This window comes from Aestuariicoccus sp. MJ-SS9, assembly GCF_032586235.1.
In the GTDB taxonomy this organism is placed as follows: Bacteria; Pseudomonadota; Alphaproteobacteria; order Rhodobacterales; family Rhodobacteraceae; genus Aestuariicoccus.
In genome coordinates, this window is record NZ_JAWHTD010000021.1 from 49061 (window position 1) to 66570 (window position 17510).

At 65.1% G+C, this 17510-nt stretch carries 19 protein-coding genes; 7 read left to right on the forward strand and 12 right to left on the reverse strand.

Annotation, left to right across the window (positions count from 1 at the left end; all coding sequences use genetic code 11):
* Positions 1 to 30 precede the first annotated feature (30 nt).
* The gene (locus RXV88_RS14355) at positions 31 to 714 is read left to right on the forward strand and encodes a helix-turn-helix domain-containing protein (protein WP_316294026.1); all 684 of its coding nucleotides are present in this window, start codon (positions 31 to 33) and stop codon (positions 712 to 714) included.
* 15 nt (positions 715 to 729) lie between these two features.
* Here the strand turns inward: RXV88_RS14355 and RXV88_RS14360 are convergent, their stop codons facing one another.
* Both RXV88_RS14360 and RXV88_RS14365 read right to left on the reverse strand, forming a co-directional pair.
* Entirely contained in the window at positions 730 to 1161 is a 432-nt protein-coding gene (locus RXV88_RS14360) for a DUF2267 domain-containing protein (protein ID WP_316294027.1), read from the reverse strand.
* Positions 1162 to 1177: 16 nt separating this feature from the next.
* Positions 1178 to 2347 carry a hypothetical protein gene (locus RXV88_RS14365; protein WP_316294028.1) on the reverse strand — a complete coding sequence of 390 codons (1170 nt, stop codon included), beginning with the start codon at positions 2345 to 2347 and terminating at the stop codon, positions 1178 to 1180.
* Between the two features lie 134 nt (positions 2348 to 2481).
* On the opposite strand from RXV88_RS14365, the gene RXV88_RS14370 reads away from it, so the two are divergent.
* Positions 2482 to 3321: a universal stress protein gene (locus tag RXV88_RS14370; RefSeq protein ID WP_316294030.1), complete on the forward strand. Its 840-nt coding sequence runs from the start codon at positions 2482 to 2484 to the stop codon at positions 3319 to 3321.
* A 78-nt stretch (positions 3322 to 3399) separates the two neighbouring features.
* Entirely contained in the window at positions 3400 to 5760 is a 2361-nt protein-coding gene (ppsA, locus tag RXV88_RS14375; RefSeq protein ID WP_316294032.1) for a phosphoenolpyruvate synthase, read from the forward strand.
* A 39-nt stretch (positions 5761 to 5799) separates the two neighbouring features.
* On the opposite strand, the gene RXV88_RS14380 is transcribed toward ppsA, so the two are convergent.
* Positions 5800 to 6378: a hypothetical protein gene (locus RXV88_RS14380; RefSeq protein ID WP_316294035.1), complete on the reverse strand. Its 579-nt coding sequence runs from the start codon at positions 6376 to 6378 to the stop codon at positions 5800 to 5802.
* Between the two features lie 178 nt (positions 6379 to 6556).
* Between RXV88_RS14380 and RXV88_RS14385 the strand changes: the two genes are divergently transcribed.
* Entirely contained in the window at positions 6557 to 6919 is a 363-nt protein-coding gene (locus RXV88_RS14385; RefSeq protein ID WP_316294037.1) for a c-type cytochrome domain-containing protein, read from the forward strand.
* 26 nt (positions 6920 to 6945) lie between these two features.
* Here the strand turns inward: RXV88_RS14385 and RXV88_RS14390 are convergent, their stop codons facing one another.
* The 5 genes from RXV88_RS14390 to RXV88_RS14410 all read right to left on the reverse strand — a co-directional run bounded on the left by RXV88_RS14390 (position 6946) and on the right by RXV88_RS14410 (position 11644).
* Complete coding sequence (locus tag RXV88_RS14390) at positions 6946 to 7647, reverse strand: SDR family NAD(P)-dependent oxidoreductase (protein ID WP_316294039.1); 702 nt, start codon at positions 7645 to 7647, stop codon at positions 6946 to 6948.
* A gap of 146 nt (positions 7648 to 7793) precedes the next feature.
* Complete coding sequence (locus RXV88_RS14395; protein ID WP_316294041.1) at positions 7794 to 8039, reverse strand: MoaD/ThiS family protein; 246 nt, start codon at positions 8037 to 8039, stop codon at positions 7794 to 7796.
* Between the two features lie 6 nt (positions 8040 to 8045).
* Complete coding sequence (locus RXV88_RS14400) at positions 8046 to 10304, reverse strand: xanthine dehydrogenase family protein molybdopterin-binding subunit (protein WP_316294044.1); 2259 nt, start codon at positions 10302 to 10304, stop codon at positions 8046 to 8048.
* A gap of 3 nt (positions 10305 to 10307) precedes the next feature.
* The gene (locus RXV88_RS14405; protein ID WP_316294046.1) at positions 10308 to 10784 is read right to left on the reverse strand and encodes a (2Fe-2S)-binding protein; all 477 of its coding nucleotides are present in this window, start codon (positions 10782 to 10784) and stop codon (positions 10308 to 10310) included.
* Positions 10784 to 11644: a xanthine dehydrogenase family protein subunit M gene (locus RXV88_RS14410; RefSeq protein ID WP_316294048.1), complete on the reverse strand. Its 861-nt coding sequence runs from the start codon at positions 11642 to 11644 to the stop codon at positions 10784 to 10786. The genes RXV88_RS14405 and RXV88_RS14410 overlap by 1 nt, the downstream gene beginning before the upstream one ends.
* Before the next feature lie 304 nt (positions 11645 to 11948).
* On the opposite strand from RXV88_RS14410, the gene RXV88_RS14415 reads away from it, so the two are divergent.
* On the forward strand, positions 11949 to 13097 hold the full coding sequence (locus tag RXV88_RS14415; protein ID WP_316294050.1) for an AI-2E family transporter: 1149 nt from the start codon (positions 11949 to 11951) through the stop codon (positions 13095 to 13097).
* Positions 13098 to 13109: 12 nt separating this feature from the next.
* On the opposite strand, the gene RXV88_RS14420 is transcribed toward RXV88_RS14415, so the two are convergent.
* Positions 13110 to 14021, reverse strand: coding sequence for a LysR substrate-binding domain-containing protein (locus RXV88_RS14420; RefSeq protein ID WP_316294052.1), 912 nt, complete (start codon positions 14019 to 14021; stop codon positions 13110 to 13112).
* 117 nt (positions 14022 to 14138) lie between these two features.
* Between RXV88_RS14420 and RXV88_RS14425 the strand changes: the two genes are divergently transcribed.
* On the forward strand, positions 14139 to 15005 hold the full coding sequence (locus RXV88_RS14425; RefSeq protein WP_316294054.1) for a pirin family protein: 867 nt from the start codon (positions 14139 to 14141) through the stop codon (positions 15003 to 15005).
* A gap of 42 nt (positions 15006 to 15047) precedes the next feature.
* Here the strand turns inward: RXV88_RS14425 and RXV88_RS14430 are convergent, their stop codons facing one another.
* The 3 genes from RXV88_RS14430 to RXV88_RS14440 form a co-directional block, all read right to left on the reverse strand.
* Positions 15048 to 15200, reverse strand: a complete 153-nt coding sequence (locus RXV88_RS14430; protein WP_316294056.1) for a hypothetical protein — start codon at positions 15198 to 15200, stop codon at positions 15048 to 15050.
* A gap of 81 nt (positions 15201 to 15281) precedes the next feature.
* Positions 15282 to 16259 carry a HEAT repeat domain-containing protein gene (locus RXV88_RS14435; protein ID WP_316294058.1) on the reverse strand — a complete coding sequence of 326 codons (978 nt, stop codon included), beginning with the start codon at positions 16257 to 16259 and terminating at the stop codon, positions 15282 to 15284.
* Between the two features lie 109 nt (positions 16260 to 16368).
* Positions 16369 to 16644 carry a hypothetical protein gene (locus tag RXV88_RS14440; RefSeq protein WP_316294060.1) on the reverse strand — a complete coding sequence of 92 codons (276 nt, stop codon included), beginning with the start codon at positions 16642 to 16644 and terminating at the stop codon, positions 16369 to 16371.
* Positions 16645 to 17083: 439 nt separating this feature from the next.
* Here RXV88_RS14440 and RXV88_RS14445 point away from each other — a divergent pair.
* Positions 17084 to 17510: metallophosphoesterase (locus RXV88_RS14445; protein ID WP_316294062.1), on the forward strand; the 427-nt coding region annotated here is incomplete at its 3' end.

Sequence of the window (17510 nt, forward strand, 5' to 3'; positions counted from 1 at the left end):
GACCTCATCCAATACTGGGGGTAAGCAAAGATGTATGTTACCATTCCAACAGACCATTACGCGCCATCGTATCATTTCAAACCACGGGTTTCACGTGGAAAATCGACAGAAGTCTCTTTCAAGGCAGGGGCTTACCTCTATTTCGAAGGGGATGCTGTCGAACGTCTCTACGAGGTGAAATCCGGCGTCCTGCGCCTGACCCGGCTGCTTGAGGACGGGCGGAGGCAGGTCATCTCTTTTGGCTATCCAGGTGACATCGTCGGTTTTCCGGCCAGCGGCCTGCACCATACCGATTGCGATGTGCTGGTCGATGCCCGCCTGCAGCCCTACAGCCGCGCCGCGCTGGAAAGCGGCGCGAACGATCCGCAGCTGCACCAGGATCTGCTCGAGGCGGCGCTGCGCGAAATCAGCGCGATGCAGGACCATTTTCTGATGCTCGGACGCAAGTCCGCCGCCGAAAAGGTCGCCTCGTTCCTCAGCGTACTGGCCGAGCGTGTGGGCGACGATATGGGGAACTACCGCAAGATCTCGCTGCCCATGAGCCGCGCGGACATCGCCGATTTCCTCGGGCTGACCACAGAAACCGTCAGCCGCAGTCTGACGCAATTGCGCAAGGCCAAGGTGATCGCGATCGAGAACATCCATACGGTGATCATCCTGCGGCCGCAGGCGCTTCTGGCGCTGTCCGACGGACATCAGGACATGGTCGCCTGACCGCTTTCCGGCGCCCTAGGGCGCCGGCCACAGATCGCGGATATCGGCCGGCAGGCTGGCGCGGATATCCGCGATTTCGCCCGCGCTGATGCGGGCGTTCAACAGATCGAAAACGCGCCGGATATCGACATCGCCGCGGAATTCGGGCGTGGTCTTCATCTGCTCGCCGATCGCCATCAGAAACCCGGTCGACGTGCGTTCCTTGATCGGCGTCGTCTTGGGCACCCAGCCCTCGAAAAAGATGCCCCGGATCAGCAGCGGCAGCTGCGCCGAGAACTGCGCCAGCTCGTTGACCTGCAGATGATCGCGGATGTGGTGCAGCGTCACCCGCATCAGCCGCAGCGCGCTGCGGTGCGAGGACCAGTCCAGCCGGCCGCTCAATTCGTTGATCCATTCATGGGTCAGGCTGACCGTGTGGTCGATCACCTCGAGACCTTGGGCCGACATCGGAACGCTCCTTTCGTCAAATCTGCTCGGTTGCGGGTTGGCCGGTGCGCGCCACAGCGCCGAAGACCGCCCGCGTCATCGCGCCGATGCCCAGCAAAACCAATGTGTAATTCGCCACCCAGCCCACGAAGGGGATGAAGTTCAGCAAGGCGATGGCGATGATCGCTGCGGCGAAGATGGCCAGGCGCTGGATGTTGCCCGGCGCGGGATCGCCGCCGAACCCCGACCAGAGCCGCATCGCCACTGTATAGGCCCCCAGCCCGTAGCCCAAGGTCCAGGCCACGACGATGCCCAGCAGGACGACCGGCACGAAGGGCAGCCCGACGACCGTCAGCCCCGACACCGGCACCATGCCGAAAAGGACCGACAGCCCAATCAGCCCGATCACCAGCGTCTGGCCGGGCTCTTGCGCCGTGCGGCCGCGCATCTGTTCCAGCCGGTCCGGCATGAAGCCCAGAACGATGGCCCCCAGCGCGACGAAGAACAGAAGCGAAATGACGAAACCGAAGACGAGCGAGGCAAAGCCCGGCAGGCTCGGCATCTCGTGCAGCCTGCGCATCTCGTCCCAGTCGTCCCATTCCGAGAATTCGGGCAGGTCCTCGAACAGCACCCTGTCCGCCGGAGCGACGCTTTCGGGCACGTCGATGCGGCGCTCGGAACTGTAGCGGAGCATCCCGCCCACCCGCGCCTCGGGACCGAAGCGCAGGGTCTCGGCCAGGATACGGGCATCGCCCGCGACCGGCGCGTTGAGAAAGACATCCTGCCCGGTGACGGTCAGCGCCCCGGCGATCGGGCCTTCGATGGTCACCGACCCGCCCAGCAGGCGCGCATTGCCGCCGATCTCGGCCCCGGGCTCGGTGCGCAGGGTCATGCCGGTGGCCGACAGATCCTCGCCGATGGCGCCCTGCAAAACGACCGTCATCCCCATCGCATAGACGTCCTGACCCGTGGCCGCGCCGACCGACACATCCATACCGGCGATGTGCAGATCGCCGCTCGCGGTCCCCCGCGCCACCGCAGAACGCCCGGCGACAAAGACATCCCCCGGCGCGTCGTAGGTTTCGAGGACGGCGTCGCCCGCGATGAACCGGTCGGTGCCGTTCTGCGTGGTCATCGTCTGCGCGCTGGCCGCGCCGCCAACCCAGGCCATGACGGCCAGTACGATGGCTATTCGCATGAGAGACATGGCACGCTCCTTTCGGACAAACGGCGATGGTCCGGTTCTACCGCGCACCGCGGCCCGCAGATTGATCGTTGTCAATCCACGGCCGCGAACGGCCGCTACAACCATGCTGAGGGGCCCCGGGACAGGAGGTTGCGATGGCTCTCGGAACGATCCTGGTTTGTCTGACCACGCAGGAACACGCCGCGACGCTGATGAAACTGGCGGCCGGTCTCGCGCGCAAGCACATGGCGCATCTGATCGGGCTGCACACGCTCGAGGCGTTGCTGGTCTATCCCGGCATCGCCATGCACGTGCCCGAACCCGCCTTCGCCGAATTCAACGCCAGCCAGCGCGCCGAGGCCGAGGCGATCGAACGCATTTTCGACCGTTACACCCGCAACGAGGATTTCCCCAGCGAGTGGCGTCTGCTCAAGGCCGAATCCGTCAGCGCGACCGACCGGATGATCGAATCCGCGCGGACCGCCGATCTGGTGATCATGGCGCACGAAGACCCGGATGCCGACCGCTTCGACCAGCGCCGCGCGCAGGCGGCGGTGATCCGAGAAAGTGGTCGGCCGGTGATCGTCGTGCCCCGCGACTACGACGGCCCGCCGGTCGGCGCGAACATCCTGCTGGGCTGGAGCAACACGCGCGAGACCGCCCGCGCCGCGCATGACCTGATCCCCCTCGCCGATCCGGGGGCAAGCGTCACGGTGCTGCGGATCACCGACGGGGTGTCGGACGAGATGAGGTATTACGAGGCGCTCGACCTGGCCGCCATGTTCGACCGGCACGGGCTGAAGCCCGCGCTTCAGCACCGCGAACGCGGCGGCGACGACATCGCGGCGCTTCTGGGCCAATTCGCCTTCGAGACGGGCGCCGACCTGATCGTGACCGGCGCCTTCGGCCACTCGCGCGCCTTCGATTTCGTGCTGGGTGCCACCAGCTATGCGCTGCTACGCGACGCGAAGCTTCCCGTGCTCTTCAGCAGGTGACGCGCCCGTCTTGATAACGATCAAGAACCGTTGCGGAAACCTTGCCAGACTGCCCCCACCCGGCCAACGGAGGGCGCGATGCAGGAATTTGTGGTCAATCTGGAAACTGTCACCCGCAGCGACGTGCCGCTGGTGGGCGGCAAGAACGCCTCTCTCGGAGAGATGATCCGCACGCTCGGGGCCAAGGGGATCCGCGTGCCGCCCGGCTTCGCCACCACCGCCGCCGCCTACCGGGCTTTTCTGGCGCATAACGGCCTGACCGACCGGATCGCCGCCGCCATGGCGCGGCTGCAATCGGGCGACACGACGCTGGCCCGCACCGGCCGCGCGATCCGCGAGATGATCCTCGAAGGCGACTGGCCGCCCGAGATCGCTGCCGCGATCCGCGCGCATTATGCGCAGCTGGGCGACGGCGCGGACCTGCCCGTCGCGGTCCGCTCCAGCGCCACCGCCGAGGACCTGCCCGAGGCCAGCTTTGCCGGCCAGCAAGAGACCTTTCTCAACATTCGGGGGGCCGCCGCGCTGATGGAGGCCTGCCGGCGCTGCTATGCGTCGCTCTTCACCGACCGGGCGATTTCCTACCGTCAGACCATGGGCTTTGCCCATGACCAGGTGGCGCTGTCGATCGGCGTTCAGCAGATGGTGCAGGCCGATATCGGCGGGTCGGGGGTGATGTTTTCCATCGACACCGAAACCGGCTGCCCCGACGTGGTGCTGATCAACGCCGCCTGGGGGCTGGGCGAAAACGTGGTGCAGGGCGCGGTCAGCCCCGACGAATACGAGGTCTACAAGCCCTTCCTCGACCGGGCCGACCTGCGCCCGGTGATCGAGAAGCGTCTGGGCGAGAAGAAGATCAAGATGGTCTACAGCCGCGGCGGCACCACGCGCAACGTGCCCACGTCCAAGGCCGAACGCGCGGCCTTTGTCCTCAGCGACGACGAGATCCTCGACCTCGCGCGGCAGGCCAAGGTGATCGAGGAACACTACGGCCAGCCGATGGACATGGAATGGGCGCGCGACGGCGACACCGGCACGCTTTACATCGTGCAGGCCCGGCCCGAGACGGTGCAGTCGCGCGCCGCCGCCGGGGCGCTGCGCAGCTATACGGTCAAGCACCCGGGCCGCGAGATCCTGCGCGGGCTCAGCGTCGGGGCGGCGGCGGTGGCCGGGCAATGCTGCCTGATCGACAGCGCCGAACATATCGACCGCTTCGTCGACGGCAGCATCCTGGTCACCCCCACCACCGATCCCGACTGGGTGCCGATCATGAAGCGCGCCGCCGCCATCGTGACCGACCACGGCGGGCGCACCTCGCACGCCGCCATCGTCAGCCGCGAACTGGGCCTTCCGGCCATCGTCGGCACCGGCACGGCCACCCATGTGCTGCACGACCAGCAGGAAATCACCGTCTCTTGCGCCGAAGGCTCGGACGGGGTGATCTACGAGGGGCTGGCCGAGATCGAGACGACGGACCAGTCGCTCGACGACCTGCCCGAGACCCGCACCCAGGTAATGCTGAACCTCGCCAATCCGGCGGCGGCGATGCGCTGGTGGCGGCTGCCGGCAAAGGGCGTGGGGCTGGCGCGGATGGAGTTCGTGATCAACGCCGCCGTCAAGGTGCACCCCATGGCGCTGGCCCGCTTCGACGAGGTGACGGACGCCGCCGCCCGGGCCGAGATCGAGCGGCTGACGGCGGGATACGACGACAAGCGGCAGTATTTCGTCGATCACCTGTCGCTCGGCCTGTCGCGCATCGCCGCCGTGATGCACCCCAATCCGGTGATCGTGCGGATGAGCGATTTCAAGACCAACGAATATGCCGACCTGCTGGGCGGGCGCGATTTCGAACCCGCCGAGGAAAACCCGATGATCGGCTTTCGCGGCGCGTCGCGGTATTATTCGGACAGCTACCGCGACGGCTTTGCAATGGAATGCCGCGCCATCGCGCGGCTGCGCGGCGAGATGGGCTTCGACAACGTGATCGTGATGATCCCCTTCTGCCGCACCCCGGAAGAGGCCGACAAGGTGCTCGCCGTGATGGCCGAAAACGGGCTGAAGCGCGGCAAGACTGGGCTGCAGGTCTACGTTATGTGCGAGATCCCCTCGAACGTGATCCGCGCCGCCGAATTCGCCCAGCGCTTCGACGGGTTCTCGATCGGGTCAAACGACCTGACGCAGCTCACGTTGGGCGTGGACCGCGATTCCGAGGCGCTGGCCCATGTTTTTCGCGAAACCGACCCGGCGGTGCTCTGGATGATCGAGCATGTGATCGCCGAGGCCCACAAGGCCGGCGTCAAGGTCGGGTTCTGCGGTCAGGCCCCCAGCAACGATCCGGAATTCGCCCGCACGCTGGTCGGCTTCGGCATCGATTCCATCTCGGTCACGCCGGACAGTTTCCTGAAGGTGCTGCACAACGTGGCCGAGGCCGAAAGCGGTTGAGGGCGCCCTTGGGCGCCCTGCAATGTTTTCGGGAACCGGTCAGCCTTGGGCGTGTTCGCAGGTGACGTTCGGATTGAACGGCATCAGCGTCCCCATCGGGTTTTCGCGGAAGAGCCAGACATGCTGGTCGTAATGCGGCATGAAGCCATGCGCCTCGTCGCCCGCCGTGTTCGGATCGTCGGCCATATGGTCCCAGGTGCGACCGTTCAGCATCGGCGCGTCGCCCATGCCCGCGGCGTTCCAGGCGGCCTCGAAGACCAGGTTTTCGACCGCGACCAGTTCCATCGACCCGTCCGCCTGCGGCTCATAGATCAGAATCGCCGGCTGCGACCAGTCGGTATAGGTCGACTCACCGTTCACACGCGGATCGGTCCCGGTGATCTTGAGCATCGCGGGATGGATGTAATGAATGCCCATCGCGCCAAGCTCTGCCGGCAGCCCCTCGGCCGCCGCCGAAACGCAATGGTTGTCGGGCGTGATGTAGCCTTCGGCCAGAGCCACGTTGATATCCTTGTATTTTTCGACGCTCGCCCGCATCACATCGAGGTCGACATCTTCGGCCAGAGCCGTGAAAGGGATACAAGCGGCCAACAAGGCCAGCACTGAAAATCTGTTCATGCTATCTCTCCATAATATACACCTTGGCGCGCGAAGGGCCCGCCCCGGCGGGATCAGTATAACATGATTTTTCGACGGCTGTTTCGGATGCCTGCGGATTGGGCATCTTGGTGTATCCTGGCGGAAAGACTCCGGACGGGGGAACGCTGTGAACGATGCCGGTAAACGAATGCGACGCATGAGGCTGGGGCGATTGCTCTGTTCCATTGCCCTCGTGCCTGTGCCCGCCATTGCCGCTGACCCGCCGGTCTGGGCCGACGTAAGCGCGATCTTCACCGAGCGCTGCGTGATGTGCCATTCCGCGGTTGCCGGGGCGTCGAAAGGGCTACTGCTGGACAGCTACGCCGCCACCCTCGCGGGCAGCGAGCGCGGCGCGGTTCTGGTCCCCGGCGATATCGAGGCAAGCGAACTGATCCGCAGGCTGCGCGGGCAAAGCGCCCCGCGCATGCCGTTTCTCAGCCGCGCCCTGTCCGAGGATCAGATCGCCCTGATCGAACGCTGGGTCGCCGCTGGCCTGCCCGAGGGGGTCGAGACGCAGTAGACCGGCCGCCGCAAGCCCGGAAACGCTTACCAGGTCTCACCGAACGGGCGCAGGTCAAGCTCGAACGTCCAGGCCGAGCGGTCCTGCCGCGCCACCATCAGCGCCGTTTCGGCAATCGCGTCAGGGCGCATGAAAAATTCGTCGGGCTTGCCGCGGGCGAAATCCGCCCTGGTGTCGGCCGTGTCGATCACGCCGTCGATGATCAGATAGGCCACGTGGACGCCCTTGGGCCCCAGCTGTTTTGCCAGCGATTGCGCCAGAATGCGTTGTGCCGATTTCGTGGGCGCGAAGGCGGTCGTCCAGAGATTGCCCCGCAAAGCGGCCGTGGCGCCCGAGACGATGATCGTGCCCGCCCCCCGCGCCGCCATCCGGGGCGCAAGGTGACGCGCCGTGGTGAAAAGCCCCAGGGCGCCGATCCGCCAGCTCTTTTCGAACTGATCCTCGGTGACCTCTTCCAGCGTGCCGAATTGGGCGATATCGGCATTGTAGATCAGCACGTCGACCGGCCCCAGATCGCGCTCGATCGCATCGAGCGTGGCTCGCAGCGCCTCGGGGTCGCCCGCGTCGCTGGCATAGGACCGGACCGTGACGTCGCCGATGGCTGCGTCGGGACCGGCGCCAGAGCGGCTGACCAGCGCCAGGTCGTATCCCGCCTTGGCGAAGGTCGCCGCATAGGACGCGCCCAGTCCCGGCCCATATCCGATGATCGCGCAGATGCTTTTGGTCATGAAATCCCCCGGCCTTGGAAAATGGTCACGACAAGGTAGCACATCTGGCCGCGCCGCTCACGTGGGCGCGGCGGAGAATGCATTTGCATCAGCAGGCGGCGGATGCGCATCTGCCGCTTAGACCCCAGGTCGGCCCGACTGGATCCTCACCCGCCCGCAAGACGCCGCATGAGGAATATCTCGGCGTCCTGCGGCAGTTCCTTGGACCATTGGTCGCGGTAGATCACCCCGTTGACCGACACCGCGACGTCGTTCTCCATCATCGGCTTCAGCCCGGGGTATCGCGCCCCGAGGTTGCGAAAGAGCTCGCGGATGGTCCTGGCCTCGACCTCGACCTGTTTCTGGTTGTCCGCCAAGGCCGCCAGCGAGCCCCAGAGCGTGACCTCGACCATCGCCGTTCAGCCCTGCCCCTCAAGCGCCGCGAGGATGCGGGGCGGCGACATCGGGATATGGGTCATCCGCACGCCCACCGCGTTCGACACCGCATTGGCGATCGCCGCCAAGGGCGGCACGATCGAGGTCTCGCCCACACCGCGAATGCCGTAGGGATGGTTGGGATTGGGGATCTCGAGGATCTGGGTGTCGATCATCGGCAGGTCGGAACAGACCGGGATGCGGTAGTCGAGGAAGCCGGGGTTCTGCAGCCGGCCATCGTCGCCATAGACGTATTCCTCGTTCAGCGCCCAGCCGATGCCCTGCGCCGCGCCGCCCTGAAACTGGCCCTCGACATAAGCCGGGTGCACGGCCTTTCCGGCGTCCTGAATGACCGTGTAGCGCAGCACCCGGGTCGCGCCGGTCTCGGGGTCGACCTCGACGTCGCAGATATGGGTGGCGAAGGACACGCCCGCCCCGTCGGCGACAAGCTCGCTGTGACCGGCAATGGGGCCGCCGGTCTTGCCCGCCTCGGCGGCGATTTCCTTGATCGTCAGCGGCGGACGGTTGCCGTGCTTGTCGCCCAGCGCGATGGCCTGCCCGTCCTCCCAGCCCACGTCCTCGACCGGAATGTCCCACATGATCGCCGCCCGTTCGCGCATGACCGCGATGGCGTTCCTCGCAGCCGAGATCGCGGCCATGGACGACGAAAAGGTGCCCCGGCTGCCGTCGGTCATGTCGTTGTAGCCCAGCGATGCGGTGTCGGCGACCGCGGCCTTGACGTCTTCGTAGGGGATGCCCAGCTCTTCGGCCGCCACCAGCGACAACGAGGCGCGCGCGCCGCCCACGTCGACGGTGCCCACCGCCAGCGCGACGGTGCCGTCCGCCGCGACGTTGAGATCGCAGCAGGTCTGGCCACCGAAGTTGAACCAGAATCCGCAGGCCATGCCGCGCCCCTGGTTCGGCCCCAGCGGTGCCGACATATGCGGATGGGTGCGCGACGCCTCGAGCGTCGGTCCGATGCCGATGGGGCCGTAGACCGGCCCGTAAGACGACCGGCTGCCCTCTTGTGCGGCGTTCTTTATCCGGAACTCGACCGGATCCATGCCGATCTTGTGCGCCAGCTCATCGACCGCGCTTTCCACCGCGAAGGCCGCCATCGGCGCCGAGGGGGCGCGATAGGCCGCCGTCTTGGGCCGGTTGACCAGCACCTCGAAGCCCACGGTTTTGACATTCTCGAGGCCGTAGCAGGCAAATGACGTCATCGCGCCCAGCTCGGCCCACATGTCGGGATAAGGCCCGCAGGAATAGCGCAGCGTGGCCTCGGCTGCGGTGATGGTGCCGTCCTTGCGCGCGCCGATCCTGACGTCGATCGAGGTGGCGCTGGTCGGACCCGAGGCGCGGAACACCTCGTCGCGCGACATCACCAGCTTGACCGGCCGCCCGGCCTTGCGCGAGAGCGCCAGCGCCACGGGTTCCGCCCAGACATGCGTCTTGCCGCCGAACCCGCCGCCGATCTCGGACGAGGTGACGCGCAGCTTGGACACATCCATTCCCAGCAGATCCGCGCAGGTCTGGCGAAAGACGAAATGCCCCTGTGTGCAGACCCACATCTCGGCGGTGCCGTCGGGGTTGACGCTGGCGACGCAGGCGTGCGGCTCGATATAGCCCTGATGGGTCTGCTCGGTTTTGTAGCTGCGCTCGACGATGACGTCGGCCTGCGCGAAACCGGCCTCGACGTCGCCATGGCCGAATTCACTGCGGTTGGCGACGTTGGACGGGGTTTCGGGCGCGGGGTCGATCCCGCCGGTAAAGACGTCGTCGTGCAGCAGCGGCGCATCGGGGGCCGCGGCGGCGTCGACATCGACCACATGCGGCAGCACCTCGTATTCGACGTCGATCAGTTTGAGCGCCGCGCGGGCGACACGGGCGTCGATGGCCGCCACCGCCGCGACCGCATGGCCGTCGTAGAACGCCTTTTCGCGCGCCATGCAATTGTCGAGCACGGCGTAAAGCGACGCGTCGCCATCGGTCAGATCCGGCAGATCTTCGGCGGTGACCACCGCCTTGACCCCCTTGAGCGCCAAAGCCCGGCTGGCGTCGATCCTGACGATCCTGGCGTGGGCATGCGGGCTGCGCAGAATGCACCCGACAAGCTGGCCGGGCAGGTTGTAGTCGGCCCCGTAGCGGGCGCGCCCGGTGACCTTGTCCACCCCGTCTGGGCGCAGCGGGCGGGTGCCGACGGATTTGAAATCGCGGTCGTGGAACTTCGCATCGAAACTCATGGCCTAGCCTTTCCTCATCTCGCGCGCCGCGTCCTCGACGGCCCGCACGACCTTGTCGTAGCCGGTGCAGCGGCAGAGGTTGCCAGCCAGCCCGAAGCGGATTTCTTCCTCGGTCGGATCGGGGTTCTGCGCCAAAAGCGCCTTTGCCGCGATCAAGAGGCCGGGAGTGCACACCCCGCATTGCAACGCCGCATGTTCGATGAACTTGGTTTGCAACGGATGCAGGCGGTCGCCAACGGCCATGCCTTCGACCGTCTCGATGTTGGCCCCCTCGGCCTCGGCGCCGAGCACCAGGCAGGAACACACCAGACGGCCGTCCAGCAGAACGCTGCACGCGCCGCAATCGCCGGTGCCGCAGCCTTCCTTGGCGCCGGTCAACCCCAGACGATTGCGCAGAACGTCCAGAAGCATCTCTTCGGCGTGGCAGAGGTATTCCACATCATCGCCGTTGATCGTGGTCGAAACCGCTATTGCAGACATCATTTTCCTCCTGCGCGTTCATACGCGATGCGGGCGGCGCGCCGGGCCAGGACCCCCGACACCTTCTGCCGGAAGGCGACCGTGCCGCGTTTGTCGTCGATGGGGCGGCAGGCGGCGGTGCAGGCCTCTGCCAGCCGGTCAAGGGCGGCGTCGTCGAGCCGCGTTCCAACGATGGCCTCTGCGGCCGCGTCTACCAGAACCACCGTCGGGGCCACCGCCCCGAGGGCGACGCGCGCCGAGGCGACCGCGCCCTCCTCGTCGAGTGTCACGTTGACCCCCGCGCTGACCACGGCGATGTCCATCTCGGTGCGCGGAATGAACCGCAGATAGGCGTCGCCGGATCGAGGGGGGCGATTGTCGAGCAGGATCGCCTCGATGATCTCTGCCTTGCCCAGCGAGGTCTTTCCGGGCGCGACCGGAACTTCCTCGACCGGGATCGTGCGCGTGCCGTCCGGCCCGGCGATGACTGCCCTGGCGCCAGCGGCCACCAAAGCGGGGACGCTGTCGGCCGCCGGGGAAGCGTTGCAAAGGTTGCCGGTCATGGTGCAGCGGCTCTGGACCTGGGCCGAGCCGATCAGATTGGCCGCCTCTACGACGCCCGGCCAGGCGCCGCGCAGCGCATCGTGGCGGCCAAGTTCGGCGCAGCTGACCGCAGCCCCGATCCGGAAGCCCTCGGCGGATTCGCGGATCTCTTTCAGCCCGTCGATGGATTTGATGTCAACCACCAGATCCGCCTCGAAGGCGTCGCCCCTCATGCGGACCAAAAGATCGGTTCCGCCTGCCAGGACGAAGGCCTTGCCGCCTGCGTCCGCCAACAGGCTTGTCGCGTCCTGCATCGAATTGGGGCGCTCGTACTGCATCCTCTGCGTCCTTTCTGCTGGGTGGCGCGGGTCCCCTCGCCTGGGCCGCACCGCAAGGATGTGCCACATCCCCGGGCAGAGGCAAGCAAATTACCGTCCCGCACGCAAACAGGCGCCACGCCCGCCCCGCCGACGCGCCCACCTAACCCCGCGCCACCCGAAACCGTGGCTTTCCCGCGATTTCGGCGCCCCGCGCGGAACGCCAGGTTGGCGCATCCCCGCGTCCGGCGTTAAGTTAACGCCGGGGCCGGGTCGAATCCGTTTGCCGGGCCTCGCGACAAGGACGAATTGCTGACAGGCGTACATGAAAACACCGACTGCCCCAGATGCCGACAACAGGAACGACCGGCCCGAACCGCACCGCATGCAAGTCTGGTTCCTGGGCATCATTTCCTTCGCCGTGATCCTGTTCCTGCTCGTTCAGGCCAAGTTCCTGCTGATCTCGCTCGCCATCGCGATCATGCTGTTTTCGCTGACCGCAGACGCGATCGGGTATTTCCAGCGCCTGCGCATCGGCGAGGCGCGGTTTTCCATCGGTCTCGCCTCGGCGCTGGCGGTCCTGTTGATCGCGTCGGTGCTGATCTCGATCTCGGCGATCATCCTGGCGCAGGCGAACACGGTGGTGCAGACCATCATGCAATATGCCGAACCGGGTCAGCGCGCGGTGGCCGAGCTGTTCGGCTGGATGGGCGAAGAGGTCGAAGCCGCCGTTCTCGACTGGCTGCAGGGCGTCCGGATCGGCCCCTGGCTGAGCACCATGGCCGGGCAAGCCGGGAACATCGCCTCGGGGGCGGTGCTGGTCACCCTGTTCGTGGGGTTTCTGTTTCTCGAACGGCTGTGGTTCTCGCGCAAGCTGACCAGCCTTCTGGGCGGCGACGCGCAAAAGGCCGAGCGGGCGGCGCGGGTCGTTTCGTCGATCATGCACCGGGTGAACCGGTATCTGGTGGTCAAGACCCTGGTCAGCCTGCTTACGGGCGTTCTGGCCTATGCGGTAATGGTGCTGTTCGGGCTCGAGCTGGCCTTCGCGATGGGCGTGCTGACCTTTGTGCTGAACTTTATCCCGAACGTGGGCTCGATTGCCGCGACACTGGCGATTGCGCTTGTCGCCTACGTTCAGACCGCCGACACCCTGACGACGACGGCGGTGCTGGCCATCGTCGGCGCCATCCAGTTCGTGATCGGACAGGTGCTCGACCCCATTCTGCTGGGCAAGACGCTGCGGCTGTCGTCGTTCGGGATCATCGCGTCTCTGGCGTTTTGGGCGGCGGTCTGGGGCGTGCCGGGCATGTTCCTGGCGGTGCCGATCATGGTCTCGGTCATGATCGTCTGCTCGCAGATCCCACGACTGCGCCCCGTCGCGGTTCTCTTGTCGCGCGAGGGTCTGCTCGACACCGAAATTGACCAGCCGGCCGAGGCCGCGGTCAAAGCACCGGGCTCGGTCGCGGAATCCTGAGCGACCAGCGCGCTATAAGCCGCCAGCGTTCATGACCTCCGGCAGGTCGCGGCGCAGACGGACGGCTAGGGCGTCGACCTGTGGCGGGTTACCTCTGCGCTCGTGCATCAGAAGGCTGATCTCGGGCAAGCCTGCGGTCCATTCCGGCAAGAGGCGGGTCAGCCGCCCTGCGGCGACATTTTCCGCGCAGACATAGGCCGGCAGGGCCACCACGCCGAGCCCCTCTGCGGCCGCCTGTTTCAAGGTGACCATGTCATCGCTGCGCATCCGTGCGGCGAAAGGAACCGCCGCGCTGCGCCCGCCGGGCCCCTGCAACGACCAGGAACTGCCCCCGGGCCGCCAGCCAAGCGCGAGCCCAGGCTGGCCGTCGAGGTCGGTGGGTGACGCGGAGACACCGATCTTTTGCGCCAGCCCCGGCGAGGTGAACAAGTGCCAGGGCACATCGGTGATGCGCCGTTGGATCAGCCCCGAGTCGGGCAGCAACTTGACATGTCCCCGAATGGCCAGGTCGATACCGTCGCCGATCATGTCGGCAAAGTCGTTGGAGGCCTGAAGGCGCAGAACGACACGCGGGTTCTCGGCCAGGAAATGCGGCAGGATCCGGCTGAGCGCGAACTGCGCGACCCCGACCGAACAAGACAGGGTTACGGTGCCCTCAAGCCTGTCCTTGTCTTTGCGCACCGCCGCCTCGGCGGCCACCATGCATTCCAGCGCCATCCTGGCATGGCGATAATAGGCCTCGCCCGCCTCGGTCAGCGACATGTGTCTCGGATCCCGGTTCAAGAGCCGCGTGCCAAGGTCCTCTTCGAGGTTTTTCACCTGACGGCTGATCCTCGATTTGGGAATCCCCAGCGTTCGCGCGGCGGCCGAGAACCCTTGTTTCTCGACGACATGCACGAGGTAGTAGGCTTGATTGAGGTCCATGGGCCTGGAATCTCCCTTGCGGTTACCGTTCCAAATACAGAACGAAGGGTTCTGAAATCAACGGATTTCCTGCAAAGCGTCCCGAAATTAGGTTCGTTTTCAGCACAGGAGGCGAACATGACCATGCAACACACAATTCGAAACCATAACCCCAGCGCCGCGGTTACCGCGGTGCAGCAAGGCGAAAAGATGACCCGCGGCACGGGTTTCGAAGCGCTCAGCTTCATCCACCGACAGCTTGACGGGCTGATGGACCCACTGATCATGGTCGATCACTTCACCATGACCGCGCCGACCTTCGCGCCCCATGCCCATGCCGGGATCTCGGCGGTGAGCGTGCTCTTCGAAGACAGCACCGGCAGCTTCCGCAACAGGGACTCGCTGGGCAACGACATCGCGCTGGCGCCGGGCGATCTTTACTGGCTGAAGGCCGCCCGCGGCGCGGTGCACGACGAGGCGCCCACCCCCGGGTCGCGCACCCATGCGCTGCAGATCTTCGTCAACCTGCCCGCCGCCCAGAAGCTGGACGCGCCCACTGCACGCCATGTCGCGGCCACCGAGATGCCGGTGATCGACGGCCCCGGCCATCGGGTTCGGGTGATGACCGGCAAAAGCAATGGCGTAATTGGCGCGACACCGCCCGCCCTGCCCCTCACCATCCTCGATATCGCATTGCAGGCGGGCGGCCGCTTCACCCATCGCCCCGATCCCGGGGATGCAACGTGGCTGCATCTGATCCGTGGCGAGGTCGAGGTCGAAATCGACGGAACCCGCCACCGGGTGAGCGGCGATACCGCATTGGCCACCCACGGCGGCAAGGAGTTCCGCTTGCTCAGCGACGAAGGCGGCCAGGCCGTGCTGCTGGGCGGTGCGCCCTTGCGCGAACCCTTCGTGCAAAAGGGCCCGTTCGCGATGCGCGACGCCGAGCAACTGGAGGCCGTCATCGCCGCCCACGCGGCTGGCGAACTGGGCTCTGTCGACTGAGCCCCCACTTTCACCCTGAACCGCAACCCCAACCAACCCACTCTAGACAAAAAGGAAATCCAAATGACCTACATCAATCCCGAACCCATGACCGAAGACAACACCGCGCTCGTTCTGGTCGACCACCAGGTCGGCCGTTGACAGGTTTCGCCGACGGCCTCCACCAACCGTGAGAACCTCCAATGTAGCATCCATGGAGAAACTCCTTCCCATTTGACCCTGAAGGAGCCGATCTCAGATTAGGCCGGGCGCAGGAAGGTGGGGAAAAAACACCGGTTACAATCCTTCCGGAAGCAAGTCCGTCTCGCTTTCCAATACGTCGGTGTGATCCAGATTGAACGGCAAGGCATTGCGCAGGGCGCGCGTTACCGCCGCCGCGCAGTCCGGGACCTTGGCCTTGTTCAGCAACCAGTCCAGAATGGAGGGATGCCGAATGGCCCCTGCGATCTCGATCGCCGCGTCCCGTCGATCCGGCTTTTGGATCAGCGTTCCCATCCAGGGAAGCAGGTCCGCCAGCGGCATGACAAGGATGACCAGCTCAAGCGCCGCATCGGCGTATTCCGAGTCTCCCGATGCAATGTCCTGCAACACGGGACGTGCTGCTTCCCTGTCGCCCAACAGGGCGAGACTTCGGGCCGAAAAGTATCGGATGCCAAAGTCCTCTGGCCCGTCAAGCATTGCGCGCAGGTCATTCATCCGCTCCGACAACCCGATTTCGCCCACAAGCCTCAACGCGCGTGCACGCACCTGGTCGACGGGATCATCCAGGTATCGGTCCATGAGCGCGCCGGGATTGACGCGATATGCGGAAAAGGCCGTCAACGCGAGCCAGCGTTTGAAAGGCACAGTGGATTTCGCCCAGTGCGAAACGTATGGTTTCAACGCGTCCGAGCCGACCCATGCGATCGCGCCGGACGCTCCGCGCAAAGCGTCAAGCTCCGCCTGTGCGATCCGCTCGAGGACATGGTCAAGGCCGGCTGCATGGCCCAGCACCGAAGTCGCCAGCCATGAAAACGTCTCTCCGGCATCCTGAAAATCGTCGAACCGACGTTCGGCCTCTTCCAAAGCTTTGGAACCGCTGGCGAGGCAAGCATCGAGATGGGCCGAAATCCGAAAATCCGTGCGTCCAATCTGCCGTTCATCCATCGCCGGATCATAAAACATTCGTGCGCGCTGCTCCCATAGAAAAGCAGCGCCTTCCACATGTTGCCGCAGGATTTCCGGCACAACGGGGACCTTTTCGGTGGCGCGCATCGCTGAACCTGCCAGTTGGCCTTACAGCGGTCATAGTACGCTCTCGATCAAATTTTGGCCACCCGCGCTATGCCAGGCCGACAAGCACTTCATGCACTACGCCCGCCGGTCAGCTCTCCCTCGGTGTGCCCGATACCAGCTTGTCGACGCGCTCTTCCAGGCGCCTGACCCGCTCAGAAAGGGTTGGGCGGCGGCGATCGTCGGGGTGGTCGAGATGGCTGCCTGGTGGTAGCTCATCGTCCCAAAAACCGGTCTCTTTGAGATATTGCTCGACAGCGCCCGCGATGACCCCGTTACGCGTTTCGTCGGGGTGCGCCCGAAGATATCGTTCCAGTGCATCCAGACGTCTCGCGCCGAGTCTTATTGAAATCGGTTTGTCTTCCACGCCAGCCCTCCAACAAAGACTTGTATTACGTGCCACGTATTACTACGTTGTAAACGCAGAGGTCAGTCACCCTCGCAAATCCCAACCGATAAGTCTTGGACAGGAAACGGCACCACCAAACGTGGAGGTCGCGCTAGAGGCATGACGGCAGCGATATGCCTCTACCGGGAAGGATCGTTGACGTCGTATGCCTTCTGTCGCTCCCGCCTGCAGAAGTCGGAGTAGATCGCAAGATCAGTGTTTCCTGCGTCGACCTTTCGACTTCATGTCATCAGACGCTTCAGGATCGGACGGATCTTGAACGGCCACCGGTCGACACCTGTCGTGTTTTCCGTCCGTCAGAGCGCAAAAAAATTCACCGGCGCCTCGTTTCAACACTTGCAAGCAAAGAGCTTGGTTGACGGCTACGCTAGCGAAGAAACACAGAGATGGAGAGTCAATGTTTGACATAATTCCCGATATCCACGGACAAGCCGAGAAACTGACGTCGCGCCTGGCGTCACTCGGATACTGCGAGCGCCGGGGCGCTTGGCGGCACGACGATCCTCGACGGCAAGTCGTTTTCCTAGGTGACTTCATCGATAGAGGCCCGCAGAACGCTGCGGTAATCGACGTCGTTCGACGGATGATTGATGCCGGTACTGCCCATGCCATCATGGGCAATCACGAACTCAACGCGATCCATTTTCATACTGACGACCCCGAAACCGGTCTCCCGCTCCGTCCCCATTCTTCGAAGAACATCAATCAGCACGCGTCGTTTCTCGAAGAATTTCCGATCGGCGCCAACGCGACCGCCGAGGCGATCGCCTGGATGAAGTCGCTTCCCTTGTTTCTTGAGTTGGAGGGGTTTCGGTTCGTCCACG